This is a genomic window from Streptomyces sp. NPDC030893, assembly GCF_055571535.1.
Map to the genome: position 1 here is coordinate 37491 of NZ_JBVIFC010000020.1, position 14200 is coordinate 51690.

12 protein-coding genes are annotated in these 14200 nt (G+C 72.4%); 3 read left to right on the top strand and 9 right to left on the bottom strand.

Annotated features, from left to right (window positions below; all coding sequences use genetic code 11):
• Positions 1 to 499: 499 nt before the first annotated feature.
• The 7 genes from pheA to ACZ434_RS28815 form a co-directional block, all read right to left on the bottom strand.
• Positions 500 to 1432 (bottom strand): prephenate dehydratase, encoded by a 933-nt coding sequence (gene pheA / locus ACZ434_RS28785; protein WP_468460902.1) that lies wholly within the window; start codon positions 1430 to 1432, stop codon positions 500 to 502.
• Between the two features lie 70 nt (positions 1433 to 1502).
• Complete coding sequence (efeB, locus tag ACZ434_RS28790; RefSeq protein ID WP_468460904.1) at positions 1503 to 2789, bottom strand: iron uptake transporter deferrochelatase/peroxidase subunit; 1287 nt, start codon at positions 2787 to 2789, stop codon at positions 1503 to 1505.
• Between the two features lie 6 nt (positions 2790 to 2795).
• Positions 2796 to 4787: a copper resistance CopC/CopD family protein gene (locus ACZ434_RS28795; RefSeq protein WP_468460906.1), complete on the bottom strand. Its 1992-nt coding sequence runs from the start codon at positions 4785 to 4787 to the stop codon at positions 2796 to 2798.
• A gap of 13 nt (positions 4788 to 4800) precedes the next feature.
• A complete protein-coding gene (locus ACZ434_RS28800) occupies positions 4801 to 5250 on the bottom strand; it encodes a copper chaperone PCu(A)C (RefSeq protein WP_468460908.1) in 450 nt (149 codons plus the stop codon).
• Positions 5247 to 5903, bottom strand: a complete 657-nt coding sequence (locus ACZ434_RS28805) for an SCO family protein (RefSeq protein ID WP_468460910.1) — start codon at positions 5901 to 5903, stop codon at positions 5247 to 5249. Before ACZ434_RS28805 ends, ACZ434_RS28800 begins: the two co-directional genes overlap by 4 nt.
• A 93-nt stretch (positions 5904 to 5996) precedes the next feature.
• The gene (locus ACZ434_RS28810; RefSeq protein WP_468460912.1) at positions 5997 to 6749 is read right to left on the bottom strand and encodes a YcnI family copper-binding membrane protein; all 753 of its coding nucleotides are present in this window, start codon (positions 6747 to 6749) and stop codon (positions 5997 to 5999) included.
• Between the two features lie 254 nt (positions 6750 to 7003).
• Positions 7004 to 7810, bottom strand: a complete 807-nt coding sequence (locus tag ACZ434_RS28815; protein ID WP_468460914.1) for a hypothetical protein — start codon at positions 7808 to 7810, stop codon at positions 7004 to 7006.
• A 220-nt stretch (positions 7811 to 8030) separates the two neighbouring features.
• Between ACZ434_RS28815 and ACZ434_RS28820 the strand changes: the two genes are divergently transcribed.
• On the top strand, positions 8031 to 8498 hold the full coding sequence (locus ACZ434_RS28820; RefSeq protein ID WP_468460916.1) for an ATP-binding protein: 468 nt from the start codon (positions 8031 to 8033) through the stop codon (positions 8496 to 8498).
• A gap of 70 nt (positions 8499 to 8568) precedes the next feature.
• Here ACZ434_RS28820 and ACZ434_RS28825 read toward each other — a convergent pair whose 3' ends face one another.
• The gene (locus tag ACZ434_RS28825; protein ID WP_468460918.1) at positions 8569 to 10032 is read right to left on the bottom strand and encodes an aminopeptidase P family protein; all 1464 of its coding nucleotides are present in this window, start codon (positions 10030 to 10032) and stop codon (positions 8569 to 8571) included.
• 805 nt (positions 10033 to 10837) lie between these two features.
• Complete coding sequence (locus ACZ434_RS28830; RefSeq protein ID WP_468460920.1) at positions 10838 to 12349, bottom strand: PP2C family protein-serine/threonine phosphatase; 1512 nt, start codon at positions 12347 to 12349, stop codon at positions 10838 to 10840.
• 504 nt (positions 12350 to 12853) lie between these two features.
• Between ACZ434_RS28830 and ACZ434_RS28835 the strand changes: the two genes are divergently transcribed.
• The gene (locus tag ACZ434_RS28835; protein ID WP_468460922.1) at positions 12854 to 13519 is read left to right on the top strand and encodes a bifunctional DNA primase/polymerase; all 666 of its coding nucleotides are present in this window, start codon (positions 12854 to 12856) and stop codon (positions 13517 to 13519) included.
• Positions 13520 to 13577: 58 nt separating this feature from the next.
• Positions 13578 to 14165 carry a hypothetical protein gene (locus tag ACZ434_RS28840; RefSeq protein ID WP_468460924.1) on the top strand — a complete coding sequence of 196 codons (588 nt, stop codon included), beginning with the start codon at positions 13578 to 13580 and terminating at the stop codon, positions 14163 to 14165.
• Positions 14166 to 14200: the final 35 nt, after the last annotated feature.

A 14200-nucleotide genomic window follows, 5' to 3' on the forward strand; every position in this document is an offset into this window, starting at 1 on the left:
GTTCCGTTATGGGGGGAACGCACCTTGTCTTCCGTCGGGCCGATGGAGAGTCAATGGAAGGGGTGCCCGCCCCTTGAACGAGTCGTTCCCCGGGCTGCCGATTGACCCGAATGCCTTGTGCGAGGCGGTACTTGGGCTCGGTTGTCCACAGGCACCCCCCTCCTCGTGAAGTTATCCACAGGATGTGGGGAAGATCTGTGGACTTCGGAATTGATCACTCCGGAATGCATGATCAACGCCGGGGATTCCCCGCACGAACCCCCTCTACCCCCACTTTTGGGTGGAAAGAGTTCGCCCCAAAGGGTTGACCGAAGGAAAAGGGTGGACGAAGGGTGATGTATCGAAGGATGAATGCGATCATGACCTGAAGGGCGATTTGTCGACCGAATGGCACTTCGGTGTCGACTTGTCCCCAGGTCGAGAAGCGGACCTGTGGATAACTTCTGTGGATAAAGACAATCAGCAGGTAGGACCGGGCGTCCGGGCGTCGCCGCCCGCCTCAGAACCGGCCGTCCTGGCACCGCGCCACCCAGTCCGCCGCCCCCGCGAACTCCTCGTCCGACGTCCCGGGGAACGGCGGCCGCACCTCCCCCGGCCGCACGTCCGCACGCGGGTACGAACCGAGATAGCGCACCTGGAGACAGATCCGCTTCAGGCCCATCAGGGCCTCCGCCATCCGGCGGTCCGAGATATGGCCCTCGGCGTCGATGCAGAAGCAGTAATTGCCGATTCCGGCGCCGGTGGGCCGTGACTGGAGCAGCATCAGGTTGATGCCCCGGGTGGCGAACTCGCCCAGCAGGTCGCGCAGACCGCCGGGGTGGTCGTCCCGCTGCCACAGCACGACGGAGGTCTTGTCGGCACCGGTGGGCGCGGCCGGCCGGGCGGGGCGGCCCACCAGGACGAACCTGGTCTGCGCGTTCTCCGCGTCGTGGATCTCCGTCTCCAGGGCCTCGAGCCCGTACCGGGCGGCGGCGAACTCACCGGCGAAGGCGGCGTCGTAGCGGCCCTCCTGGACCAGCCGCGCACCGTCCGCGTTCGAGGCGGCCGATTCCCAGACGGCGTCCGGGAGGTGTGTCCTCAGCCAGTTGCGCACCTGCGGCTGGGCGGCAGGGTGGGCGGTGACGGTCTTGATGTCGGACAGCTTGGTGCCCGGACGCACCAGCAGCGCGAAGGTGATCGACAGCAGCACCTCGCGGTAGATCATCAGCGGGGCGCCCGCGACGAGCTCGTCGAGGGTGGTGGTGATGCCGCCCTCCACCGAGTTCTCGATGGGGACGAAAGCGGCCTCGGCCTCGCCCGCCCGCACCGCGTCGAGCGCGGACTGCACCGACACGTAAGGGATCAGCTCACGGGTCGCCGCCTCGGGAAGCGTCCGCAGGGCGACTTCGGTGAAGGTGCCCTCAGGGCCGAGATACGCATAGCTCGCTGGCATGTCCTCACCCTAATGGGCCCGCGGCGACGGCAGCGTCCGGAAAGCCCCCAGGGGTGACGCGGGGCCGTTCTCACCCCTCCAGCAGCGCCTGACCCACATACTCTCCCTCCGCCGCACCGCCCGGCACCGCGAACAGCCCGCTCGCCTCGTGACGGACGAACGGCGTCAGCGCGTCGCCCCGGTCCAGTTTGCGCTGCACCGGAACGAAGCCGCGCAGCGGATCCGCCTGCCAGCAGATGAACAGCAGACCCGCGTCCGGCACACCGTCCGTGCCGATGCCGTCGTGGTACGAGAACGGGCGGCGGAGCATTGCCGCGCCGCCGTTCTGATCGGGCCGGGTGATCCTCGCGTGGGCGTTGAAGGGGACCACCAGACTGCCGTCGGCGTGGGTCTTCTCCAGGTCCATGTCGGATGTCTCGGTGCCTCCGGTCAGCGGCGCCCCGTCGGACTTCCGTCGCCCGATCACCTGCTCCTGCTCCTTGACCGGCAGCTTCTCCCAGTCGTCCAGCAGCATGCGGATACGGCGTACGACCACGTAGGAGCCGTTCGCCATCCAGGCGGGCTCGCCCTTCTCCGGGACGAAGATCCGCCGGTCGAAGTCGGAGTCGGCGGGCTCGGGGTTGCGGGTGCCGTCGACCTGGCCCATCAGGTTGCGGGTGGTCATGGGATGGGCGGTGGCCCCCGGGGAGCGGTTGAACCCGTTCATCTGCCAGCGCACCCTGGCCGCCGATCCCGCGTCCTTCTGGACCGCACGCAGGGCGTGGAAGGCCACGAGGGCGTCGTCGGCACCGATCTGCACCCACAGATCGCCGTTGCTGCGCGCCTTGTCGAGGTGGTCGGAGGAGAAGTCCGGCAGCGGGTCCAGGGCGACCGGGCGCTGCTTCTCCAGCCCGGTACGCCCGAAGAAGCTGTGACCGAAACCGAAGGTGAGGGTCAGCGAGGAGGGGCCGGCGTCCCGGGCCACAGCGGTGTCGCCGTGTGCGCTCGGTTCGCCCGCCATCAGCCGGCGGGCCGTGTCCGACCAACGGCGCAGCAGTGCGGCCGCCTCCTTGCGGCCCGCGCCGGCTGCGAGGTCGAAGGCGATGAGATGGCCCACGGACTGGAGCGGCTGGGTGATGCCGGGCTGATGTTTCACGTGAAACGGGACCTGGCTGTCGCCCACCGACGTCAGCGGAGTGGCTCCGGCGGGCGCCGACGCGTACCCCACGGCCCCGCCCGCCGCCCCGAGGACGAGCCCCGTGGCGCCCGCCGTGCCGAGCAGCCGGCGGCGCGAGATGCCTTCTCCGCCGGTCCGGCCGGCCGGCGCCTCCTGGACGGTCTCCGGGGTACGGACCTGCGGGATGGACTGGTCAGCCATGGTCGTTCAGCCGATCTGCGCGTTCTTCGAGACGGTCACCTGGTCGATGTCGGAGGTGCGCACGGTCACCTCGACCTTCCAGTCGCCCGCCATGGGGAGCTGTACTCCGCTCGCCGACCAGTGTCCGGCGGCGATGCGGTCGGGGACGACGGGCAGCGGCCCGATGTCCTGGACGGAGAGGGTGAAGGCGAGCTTCACCTCGGGGATGTCGACGGGCCGTCCGTCCGTGCCTTCCACATAGATGTGCACGGCGTTGTCACCGACGCGTGCGGGATCGAGGTCGATCGTGACGACGCCCTTGCCGTCCTTGCTGCCGGTGTCGAAGGGCATGTTCAGGGTCACCGCGCCGGTGCCCTGACCGGTGGCGGCGGACGCCGAGGAGGCGCCGGCCGCCTTGGCCTCCTGCTCCGTGCGTCCCGGCTCGGTCTGGGTGAGCACGGTGGTGACGGCGAGCAGGACGACGGCGATGCCCGCCTCGGCGAATACGGAGCGGCGCAGACCCGAGCGATGGGGGTCGGCGTCCCGCAGGCGCTTCTGCCGGGCGTTCTCCACCGCGGCCCGCTGCCGGGCGAGCTGAGCGGCCCGAGCGGATCCCGCACCGGCCGCCGGGCCGTCGGCGGGCCCCGTTCCGGTGTTCCCGGTGTCCTCGGCCTTTCCGGTCTGCCCGGCGGCGACCACGTCCTTGCGGGCGCCGGCGGCCCGGGAGGCGGCCTCGTCCGGTCCTGCTGTCCCGGCGTCGGCCTCGTCCGCGGAGGCGGTCTCCGCGGGCACCTCCGCCAGCCGGGCGGTCCACCGACGTGAGACGGAGGCGACGCCGACCATCACCGCCACGAGCCCGATCTTGACGAGCAGCAGCTGCCCGTACCGGGTGTCGGTGAACGCCGACCAGGAGCCGAGCTGCCGCCAGCTCTGGTAGACGCCGGTGACGACCAGCGCGATCACGCTGCCGAAGGCCAGCCGCGAGAACCGCCGGACGGCGTCCCGGTCGACCGGGGTCTCGGCCGGCGCCCGGAAGAGCGCGACCAGCAGCGCGGTGAGCCCGCCGAGCCAGGCGGCGACGGCCAGCAGATGCACCACGTCGACCGGCATGGCGATCCCGGGCTGGAGCCCCTGGGAGGCGTGCTCGGACATGGCCCAGCTCGCCGCCAGCCCGGCCGCCACGACCGTTCCGCCGATGGCGAGCCCGAAGGTCAGGTCCCGCTTCTCCTCGTTCTCCCGCTTGTCGTGGGCGCCGAACAGCACGGCGATGAACAGCGCCGCCGCGGCGAGCAGCAGCAGCCGGGACACCAGTGCCGCACCCGTCTTGGTCTGGAGCACGTCCCCGAGCAGCGTGAGGTCGAAGATGTCGCCGACCTTGCCCGAGGTGGTGTAGGAGCCGCGCAGGAGCAGCAGCCCGAGCGTGGCCGCGGTGAGCGCCAGCCACCCGGAGACGACCAGCCGCTGCACCGCCCGCACCCCGGAACCGCGCGTCCAGCAGGCGAGGACGAAGGCGGCGCCGCCGGCCATGACGACGAACCCGGCGTAGGACACGTACCGGCCGAGGCCGTACAGCCAGCCGACAAGGCCGCCGTCGGAGCCCTGCGCGGAGACCGAGACGGACGTCTCGGAGGGCGCGCCGATGGAGAAGGTGAAGGCACCCGCGACGGGGTGGCTGTCCGCCGACACCACCTGGTAGGCCACGGTGTAGGTGCCGTCGGGCAGCCCGCTGAGCAGGCGCACGGTGTAGGTCGTCCCGCTCGGGTTGGCCGGAGCGCCCTTGTCCACCCGTTCGCCCCGGGGGTCGAGCACCCGCACGGCGTCGTCGCTCACCGCGACCTGCTCGGAAAAGGTGAGCGAGACCTGGGTGGGGGCCGTGTCGACCACCGCCCCACGCCCGGGGTCGCTGCCGGTCAGCGCGGCGTGCGCGGACGCGGGAGCGGCCCCGGCGAGGAGCGCGCCGGTGACGGCCAGGAACAGCAGCACCAGGGTCCGCACGCGGGGGGCGATGGTCTGGGTCACGGGGGTGTCTCCCTCAGTGTCCGGTCTTCGGCGTGTAGGTGGCGGGTTTCACCGGGATCTCGACCGTGACGGGCTCGGAATGGTCGAAGCGGAGCTCGACGGACACCTTCTGACCCTGCTTCGGCCGCTGCTCGAGCTGCTCGAACATCAGATGGTTGCCGCCGCTCTCCAGCACCAGGCTGCCGTGGGCCGGGATGTCGAGGCCGTCGACCTCCTGCATGGCACCGTCGACGGTCTCGTGCACGGTGACCCGGCCGAGGTCGCTGCCGACCGAGGTGAGCCGGTCGGCGGCGTCCCCGTCGTTGGTGATGGTGAGGAAGCCGGCGGCCATGTCCGACACCGGCTGCGGCATGTACGCGGAGCCCACGGACAGCTCCGCCTTGCCGTCACCCGGCCCCGAGCCGCACCCGGCGAGGGCCAGCGCCCCGGCGGCGGCCAGGGCCGCCGCCGCCAGGCGCCTCACGGCTTCTCGCCCTTGATGATCTTCGGCAGGTCCTTGGTGTAGTCCTCGACGGTGGCGTCCTCGCCGTAGAGGACGTAACCGCCGTCGGTCTCGGGGGAGAAGGCGATGACCTGGGTGCCGTGGTCCGAGACGGTCTTGCCGTTGTCGTCCTTGCGCGGCGGGTCGATGGTGATGCCGAGGGTGCGGGCGCCGGCCTGGATGGTGTCGAAGTCGCCGGTCAGGCCGACGACCTGGGAGTCGATTCCCTTGAGCCACGTGCCGAGCGCGGCGGGGGTGTCCCGCTCGGGGTCGGTGGTGACGAACACGATCCGCAGCTCGTCCTGCTGCTCCTGGGGCAGCTGCTTCTTGGCCACGGCGAGGTTGTTCATCGTCAGCGGGCAGACGTCGGGGCAGTGCGTGTAGCCGAAGTAGATCAGGGTGGGCCGGCCCGCGGTCTCCGCGCGGAAGTCGTACTCCTTGCCCCGGGTGTCGGTCAGCACGAGGTCCGGCTTCTCGAAGGGCTTGTCCAGCACGGTGGCCGCCTTCTCGGCGCCGGACTCCTCGGACACCACGGCGACGGGGTCACCGCTGTCGTTGTTGCCGCTGCCGCAGGCGGAGAGGGTGAGGGAGGCGGCGGCGAGCAGAGCAGCCGCCGCGAAGGTCTTCTTGCGCATGAATGGTTCCTGAAGTGGGTGTTCCGGCGCGCACCGGGACGCCACGGGGCCGTGGACGGTCCCGGTGCGCGCCGTGGAGAGGGTGGTGAGGGGTCAGGCGGTGGTGCGCCGGCGCCCGGCGAGCACGCCGTAGGCGACACCGGCCGCGCCGAGCACGACTCCGACGACGCCCAGGACGCGGGCGGTGGTGTCGGTACCGCCGGAGTCGCCCTCGTCGGACGCGGCGGAGGTCTCGGCGGAGGCCTTCTCGGCCGCCCCGGCGTCACCGGACGCCTTGTCGTCGTCCGAGGCGCCGTGGTGGTCCCCGGAGGCGGCCGAGAGGGCGAGCACGGGAGCCGGGTGGTCGGGCTCGTCCTGGCCCTTCTGCGGCACCTCGATCCAGCGGACGACCTCCTTGTTGGAGTACGTCTGCAGGGCCTTGAAGACGAGTTCGTCGGCGTCCTCGGGCAGGGTGCCGACGGAGACCGGGAACTTCTGGAAGAAGCCGGGCTCGATGCCGTCGCCCTTGGCGGTCCAGGTGACCTTGGAGACCGCCTCGTTGATCGTCTTGCCGTGCATCTCGAGCGGCTTGTCCAGCTTGGACTTGGTGACCTCGACGTCCCAGCCCTCGACCGGCTGCGGCATCACGGAGGCCAGCGGGTGGTCCGTGGGGAAGCTGATCTCGAGCTTGGTGGTGGAGGCGTCGTCCCGCTCGTTGGGGACCTTGAAGCCGAGGACCGCGTAGCCGCCCTTGGCGGCCTCGCCCTCGGGCTGCACGCTGACGTGCGCGAGGGCGGGGGAGGCCAGGGCGAGGACGGTGACGCCGGCGGCGGCGGCGGCGGTGGCGGCGATACGGGAAGCCTTCATGGCAGAAGTACTCCGCTTCGGTTGTGGTTTCGGTGACGGTGAGGGATACGCCGCGCGCGGGCGCCCGTCTCCTCACCGGAAGCCGGAAGCCCGGAAGTCCGGAAGCCCGGAAGTCCGGAAGTCCGGAAGTCCGGAAGCCCGGAAGTCAGGGAGCCCGGAAACCCGGACGCCCGGAAGACCGGCAGCCCTCGAGCTCTCGAAGACATCGAGAGGACTGCGAAGACCCGGCGGTGCGGAGTGGTGGTCGCCTCGCGTCAGGCGGCGAGAGCGAGTGCGGCGACGGGAACGGCGGGCGGTCCCCGGCGGATCACCGTGTGCTGGAGCGCGGGGGTCCGTGGCACCGGAGCCGCCAGCAGCGCGGTACGCGCCACACGTGGGGTCTCCTCCGGCGCCCCGGGGAGCCCGGCGCGCAGGGCACGCACCAGGGCGAGCGCCGCGCGGAGCGACCGTACGAGAGTGCCCTCGGTGACACCGTGCGCCGACAGCTCGGTCAGCCGCAGCAGAGCCAGATCGCCGCGGCGCAGCAGCCATCCCGCGGCCACCGCCGCGAGGACGTGGCCGAGCAGCATCGGCAGCGACGGCAGCAGGGCCGCGGGCGAACCCGCCCCGGACGCCACGGCGTCCGCCGCGTGGGCGTCGGCCCCGCCGGGGTGGAGCCGCGCGTCGGTGAGGATGCGTTCGGCCCGCGCGGGGCTGATCCCCGCCGCGGTGGGCCCGCACAGCAGTCGCGCGGCCCGCTCGATCAGCGCGGCGTCGGACAGCGCGGGCCCCGTTGCGGGGGCGCCGTGCTGTCCCAGGCCGAACACCGTGTGCAGTGCCGTCTGGCCGAGTGCCAGCGTCGCCGCGATCCCGGCCAGGGAACGTGCGCGTCCGGCGAGCGGCGCGACGATCGCGACCGCGACGAGGAAGCCCGCGCCCAGCGTCCACAGGGGGACGGCGGCTCGGGAGGCGATGGTGTGGCCTGCCCCGGCCAGCACGACGCAGACCGCGGCGAACACCGCGGCCCGCAGGATCCGGAGGCCTCGTCCGGAGCGCACCGTGTGCGGATGGGGGGCAGACATGGCGGCCTCATCATCGCACCGGCCCCCCGGCCGCCGTACGGCAGGTCCGCAAGATGAGGTACGACCGTAAGGTCACCTCTGCCGCGAACCGCACGACATACACCGGTCGGTACCACAGCACACCCGCCATATGGGCGGCGTCACGTCAACTTCACGCTTACAAGTGAGTACTCAGGGCAATACGTAACGGTATGTCGAGCCGCAGCCAGGAGGCTGGAGCATGAGCATCTGGTGGTCACTCCATCTGCGGCGCGACGCCGCCAGCGTGCCGCTCGCCCGGCGCCTGTTGCTCGGCACCATGGAGACCGCGGGCGTCGACCCCGACATCTCCTACGACCTTTCCGTCGCCCTCAGCGAGGCCTGCGCGAACGCGGTCGAGCACGGCGGGGACACCGCGCGGGGCGGAACCTCGGAGGCGTACCGGGTGACCGCCTATCTCGACGGCGAGAAGTGCCGGATCGAGGTCGCCGACGCGGGCCCCGGTTTTCCGGCCGCGGCCGGGGGCGGCCGGCCCCGGCCGCCGTCCCGTCCGGTGCCGTCCGAGGACGAACACGGCCGGGGTCTGTGTCTCATCCAGGAGCTGGCCGACCACGTGCACATCGGCAACAAGCCGGGCCGGGGCGGCGCGGTGGTGAGCTTCGACAAGATCCTGAAGTGGCGCGAGGACGCGCCCCTCGTCGCCGTGTAGCGACGGCCCGTCCGCGGTGCGGTGACGGCCGGGCACGCGAGCGCGTACCCGGCCGTCGTGGAGCGTCGCGTCAGCCCTTCAGGCCCGCCATCCACGCTTCGACCTCGTCCGACCGCCGGGGCAGTCCCGCGGACAGGTTCCGGTTGCCGTCCTCGGTGACGAGGATGTCGTCCTCGATGCGGACGCCGATGCCCCGGTACTCCTCGGGCACGGTCAGGTCGTCGGCCTGGAAGTACAGGCCCGGTTCGACGGTGAGCACCATGCCGGGCTCCAGCGTGCCGTCGACGTACGTCTCGGTCCGCGCGGCGGCGCAGTCGTGGACGTCCATGCCGAGCATGTGACCGGTGCCGTGCAGCGTCCAGCGGCGCTGCAGACCAAGCTCCAGGACGCGCTCGACCGGCCCCTCGACCAGGCCCCACTCGACGAGCCGCTCGGCCAGCACACGCTGGGCGGCGTCGTGGAAGTCCCGGTACTTGGCGCCCGGCTTCACCGCCGCGATACCGGCCTCCTGCGCGTCGTACACGGCGTCGTAGATCTTCTTCTGCAGCTCGCTGTAGCGGCCGTTGACCGGCAGCGTGCGCGTGACGTCGGCCGTGTAGTACGTGTGCGTCTCCACGCCGGCGTCGAGCAGCAGCAGGTCGCCGGAACGGACCGGGCCGTCGTTGCGCACCCAGTGCAGCGTGCAGGCGTGCGGGCCGGCGGCGCAGATGGAGCCGTAGCCGACGTCGTTGCCCTCCACGCGGGCGCGCAGGAAGAACGTTCCCTCGATGTAGCGCTCGGACGTCGCCTCGGCCTTGTCGAGGACCTTCACGACGTCCTCGAAGCCGCGCACGGTGGAGTCGACGGCCTTCTGCAGCTCGCCGATCTCGAAGTCGTCCTTGACCAGCCGCATCTCGGAGAGGAAGACCCGCAGCTCCTCGTCCCGCTCGGCGGTGACCTTGTCGGTCAGCGCCGCCTCGATCCCGGCGTCGTGGCCGCGCACCACGCGTACCGGTCCGGTGGCCTCGCGCAGCGCCCCGGCCAGCTCGCGCACGTCGGAGGCGGGGATGCCGTACAGCTGCTCGGCCTCGGTGAGGGAGTGGCGGCGGCCGACCCAGAGTTCGCCCTGGCCGTCCAGCCAGAACTCGCCGTTCTCCCGGTCGGAGCGCGGCAGGAGGTAGATCGTCTCCTTGTGACCCTCGGCCGTGGGCTCCAGGACGAGGACGCCGTCCTCCGTCTGGTTGCCGGTGAGGTACGCGTACTCGACCGACGCGCGGAAGGAGTACTCGGTGTCGTTGGACCGGGTCTTGAGGTTGCCCGCCGGGACGACCAGACGCTCACCGGGGAAACGGGCGGACAGCGCCGCGCGGCGGGCGGCGGCCTCGGCGGCCTGCGCGATCGGCTCCAGGTCGTGCAGCTCGGTGTCGGCCCAGCCGCTCCTCATGTTCTCGGCCAGCTCGTCGGACACGGCCGGGTACAGGCCGTTCTTGCGCTGCTTGACGGGCTCCTCTTCGGCAGTCTCCGGGGTCTCCGGCAGCTCGTCCGCCACGGTCATCCTCCTCGATACGGCACTGGACCACCCCCATCGTACGGTCGGGCGGAAACGGACGAACCGGCGAAGCACCTGTTACCGACGACACACGTGGGACACCGGCCGCCCGCCACCACCCACGCGCAGGGCCCGCACGACCTCACCCCGGCCGACGGCCGGAGCCGTGAGCCCTCGGGCGGCCGGCGCGGCCGAGCGACCCCGGGCCGCACACACACGCGCCGACCGACCGTTCGAATCCACCGCGCGGCACCCGGGGCGGCACTCCTGGCAAGAGCGATACCGGAACGGCGGCACACCACCGGGAGGTGCCGAGCTGCAGGTCACGCCGCGTGGCCCGGAACCGCGGCATCTCTCGTGCCGTTCGCGTGGTGGTCGAGAGCGGGTGGCCGCCCTCGCGCGGCGGCCGGCTTCGGGCGGCCGGTCCGGGCGGGTGGTCGGGGCTGCGGGGTGCTCCGAGTGGTGTCCATGGGCGAGTGCTCGCGGATGGCGGCGCGGGCCGGGGTCCGGGTGGTGGTTGTGCGCGCCTCCTGGGGGCGTGTGCGCCCCCGCGCGACGGACGATCGCAGGCGGGGGCGGCCGCGGGCGCCGCGTCGACGCCACGCGGCTGCCGCGAACGTCGTCCCGGCCGTGGGGCCTTGGGGAGCTCGGGATCGTGCGACCCGGGCGGATGCTCTGGCGGCCGGGTCCCGGGCCGGGGCCGTGATCACGGTTCGCTGAGCGGTTCGGGAGTGGTCCCGGGGCCGCGCATCCCGGGCCCCGGGACCACACACCCGCCCGGCCGCTTCCGTCGCCTGGGCCCGGTCCGTCGCTACTCGAACCGTGCCGCCAGCAGCACCACGTCCTCCGTGGAGTCCGCGGTGCCGGTGCCCTCCGGAAGCACCGCGCGCAGGACGTGGTCGGCGACGGCACCGGGGTCCCGGCGGAGCGCCGTGGGCACTCCGGCCGCCGCGGCGTGCAGCCGCGCGAAGGCGCGGTCGGTCGGGTCACCGGTGCGGTGCAGCAGGCCGTCGGTGTAGAGCAGCACCGTTTCCCCCGCCTCGGCCTGGACCTCCACGCTCGGCGCCTCCCAGCAGGCGAGCATGCCCAGCGGGGCGGACACCGAGGTCTCGACGAACTCCGTGCGGCGGTCCCCGAGCAGCAGGGGCGGGCTGTGTCCGGCTCCGGCGAGCGTGATACGGCGCAGCGCGGGCTCGCAGTAGCCGAACAGGGCGGTGGCCGACCGGGCGGGCTCGGTGAGCCGTAGCAGCAGCTCCAGGTCGGACAGGACGGCGACCGGATCCTCGCCCTCCATCACCGCGTACGCGCGCAGCGACGCCCGCAGTCGGCCCATCGCCGCGACCGCGCTGGGCCCCGACCCGGTGACGGATCCGACGGCGAGACCGAGGGCCGCGTCCGGCAGGGGCAGCGCGTCGTACCAGTCGCCGCCCCCGCGTGGGGAGGTGCGGTGCCGCGCGGCGAGCTGGACGCCGGGGATCCGGGGGAGGCGGGAGGGCAGCAGTTCCTCGGCCATCGTGGCCATGCGCTCACGTGTGCGCTCGAGTTCGAGCAGGCGGCCCAGGTACTCCGCGGCCTGACGGATGTAGAGGCCGACGAGGTGGCGCCGGCGTTCCGACGGTTCGGCCGGCTCGTCGTAGAGCCATACGGCGGCGCCCAGCCGTCCGGTGGTCCCGGTGGTCAGGGGGAGGGCGAAGCTGGCGGCGTAGCCGAGACGGGCGGCGACCTCGCGATGCCGCGGGTCGAGCCCCTTCTCGGCGAACAGGTCGGGCTCGGCGATGCCGTCGTCGGCGCCGGGCAGACCGTCCAGGATCCTGCCGTACGACAGGGAACTGCGCGGCACCGTCTCCATGTGGCCGAGGTCCGCGCGGGCCAGTCCGAGGCCGACGGTGGTCACCGGGCCGAGCCCGTCGGCCGGTTCCAGGGCGACGAGGCCGCGTCGCGCGCCGACCAGTGCGGCTCCCGCGCGCAGCAGTTCCTGGAGCGCTTCGTCGAGGGTGTCCGCGCGGACCAGGCGTTCCGTGAGCTCGTGGAGGGTCGTGAGGTCGGAGACCCAGCCGGCGAGACGGTCCTGGAGCAGCGCGCCCGGTGCGTTCTGGGGGTTTGCCACGGGGGCCGGAGAGGTACCCGTGACGGACGCGACGGTGTGTGCCGGTGCGGGAACCGTTGAATCGATTCCGGCCACTTTCGGAGGGTGCGGGGCGTTCATGGCGTCCGGCTTTCCGGCCGGTACGTACTGCTCAAAAGCATCGCAAACCCCCATGTCATTCTGCGTCGCCGGCAGTGTCTCCACATGTACACGTACTCGTGAGGAGATGTCCAGCATTGTCCTGCTGGGATTCCTGGTGTCCGTGAGGCTGAAGGGAACTCCCCGCAGACCCCTTGCCGAAAAGCGAAGTTGGCTTGAAACTGCCTCAGGGGGAGGCGTATTGCGGTCGACTGGCCTTGCTCGACGGAAGCGTCACAGCGGTCGTGATGGGTACGTACTCGGAGAAGGCCAGGGGTGGTTGCGAACCGCTCGGGAACCTGGCGACGGACCCGGGCGTCTTAACCACCGACGACCGTGCCCCATCCTCCCGTGGCGGAGGCGGAGAGAACCACGCGCGACGGCAAACGCCAGACTTCGCCACCCCACGCCACGCCCGTACTTCTGATAGACGCAGTACGGGTGGAACGGCCGCGGAGGCAGCCCATGCTCGGCCCATAGGGGTTCCCCCTGCCCGGCGCGGGGGTGTGATGCGCCAACAGGTACGCACAGTGAAGTGATCGACACATGACGTGATCTGGACCACGGTGTTGCCAGGCGTGCAACGGAAAGGAACGAGCGCTCATGCGCGAGATCCTCGGAAGGCGACGCAGGCTCCTGTCCCGGCGCGGCGACGGAGGGCCTGAGCTGATCGGCGCGGCCCTGACCTACGCGGCGCAATGGCAGTGGCCCGTACTCCCCGGCGTGGCGGCCGACCCGCAGGGCCGGTCCCGCTGCGGCTGCCCCGACCCCGAGTGCACAGTGCCGGGCGCCCACCCGTTCGATCCCGGTCTCCTCGCCGCCACCACCGACGCGCGCATGGTGCGCTGGTGGTGGGGCAACCGGCCGGCGGCGCCCATCATCCTCGCCACCGGAGGCAAGGCTCCGTGCGCGGTGTCCCTGCCCGCCGTGCCGGCCGCCCGCGCCCTGACCGTCCTCGACCACCGCGGCATGCGGCTGGGCCCGGTCGTCGCCTCACCCAGCCGCTGGTCGATCCTGGTGCAGCCGTACTCCATGGCGCAGCTGGGCGAGATCCTCTACGCCAAGGACTTCGTCCCCGGCTCCCTCCGTTTCCACGGCGAGGGCGGCTACCTCCCCCTCCCCCCGTCGGAGACCGCGCAGGGCGGAATCCGCTGGGAGCGCGCTCCGCTGCCCGGTTCCGCCACACCCTGGGTGCCCGGCGTCGAGGCCGTGGTGGACGCCGTGGTCGAGGCCCTCACCCGTACGGGTGTGAGCGCCCCCGAGATGTGACGGACACCGGTGCGCGCCGCGCCCGGCCGGCCGCCCCGGGGCGCTATCTTCCCGGGGCATGCCGCGTCATGCCGAGGGCCGCGTCCGGGCCGGCCGAAGAGCTCGTCCGCTCGCCCTCGCGGGCGTCGCCGTGGCGTGCGCGATCGCACTGCCACCGGTGGTGGAATCCGCGGGCCGGGCCGGCCGGGAACATGCGCCAGGGCCCTCCGCGCCCGGGCGGCCCGGCCCGTCCGTACACCTCGGCGCGCGGGGCGACGGCACGGCGCGGACGCCGGCCGTCGCGGACCCGTCGCCGCCCGGAGCGCACCTGTCCACCGCCGTCCGCTGCGGTCCCCCGCTCTCCTCCCCCGACGGCATCGAGGCACAGACCTGTGTGGTGGCGCGGGGCGGGGAGGTCAGCGCGCGGACCTACTACCGCAACGCCAGCGGTGAGGCGCGCACCGTCGCGCTGAGCCTCATGGGGCCGGGCGGCAGGACCGTGCTGACGCACTGCGCCATGGACCCCGGCGACGATCCCGCCCTGTGCCGGACGCCGTGGCAGCGCGAACGCGGAGATCTCGCGCGGTACATGGCGGTCGCCGAGTTCACGCAGTCCCCGTACGGCGTCGGAACGGGCCGTCCGCTGCTGCGCGCCGGCAGCAACTGATCGGAGCGGGCCCGCGATCGGCCGCGGCGACGAGC

Coding starts and splice junctions, on each gene's coding strand:
- ACZ434_RS28825 (WP_468460918.1), bottom strand. CDS start 10,032: ATGACCGTGGCGGACGAGCTGCCGGAGACCCCGGAGACTGCCGAAGAG.
- ACZ434_RS28815 (WP_468460914.1), bottom strand. CDS start 7,810: ATGTCTGCCCCCCATCCGCACACGGTGCGCTCCGGACGAGGCCTCCGG.
- ACZ434_RS28820 (WP_468460916.1), top strand. CDS start 8,031: ATGAGCATCTGGTGGTCACTCCATCTGCGGCGCGACGCCGCCAGCGTG.
- ACZ434_RS28830 (WP_468460920.1), bottom strand. CDS start 12,349: ATGCTGGACATCTCCTCACGAGTACGTGTACATGTGGAGACACTGCCG.
- ACZ434_RS28835 (WP_468460922.1), top strand. CDS start 12,854: ATGCGCGAGATCCTCGGAAGGCGACGCAGGCTCCTGTCCCGGCGCGGC.
- ACZ434_RS28810 (WP_468460912.1), bottom strand. CDS start 6,749: ATGAAGGCTTCCCGTATCGCCGCCACCGCCGCCGCCGCCGCCGGCGTC.
- ACZ434_RS28840 (WP_468460924.1), top strand. CDS start 13,578: ATGCCGCGTCATGCCGAGGGCCGCGTCCGGGCCGGCCGAAGAGCTCGT.
- ACZ434_RS28805 (WP_468460910.1), bottom strand. CDS start 5,903: ATGCGCAAGAAGACCTTCGCGGCGGCTGCTCTGCTCGCCGCCGCCTCC.
- pheA (WP_468460902.1), bottom strand. CDS start 1,432: ATGCCAGCGAGCTATGCGTATCTCGGCCCTGAGGGCACCTTCACCGAA.
- efeB (WP_468460904.1), bottom strand. CDS start 2,789: ATGGCTGACCAGTCCATCCCGCAGGTCCGTACCCCGGAGACCGTCCAG.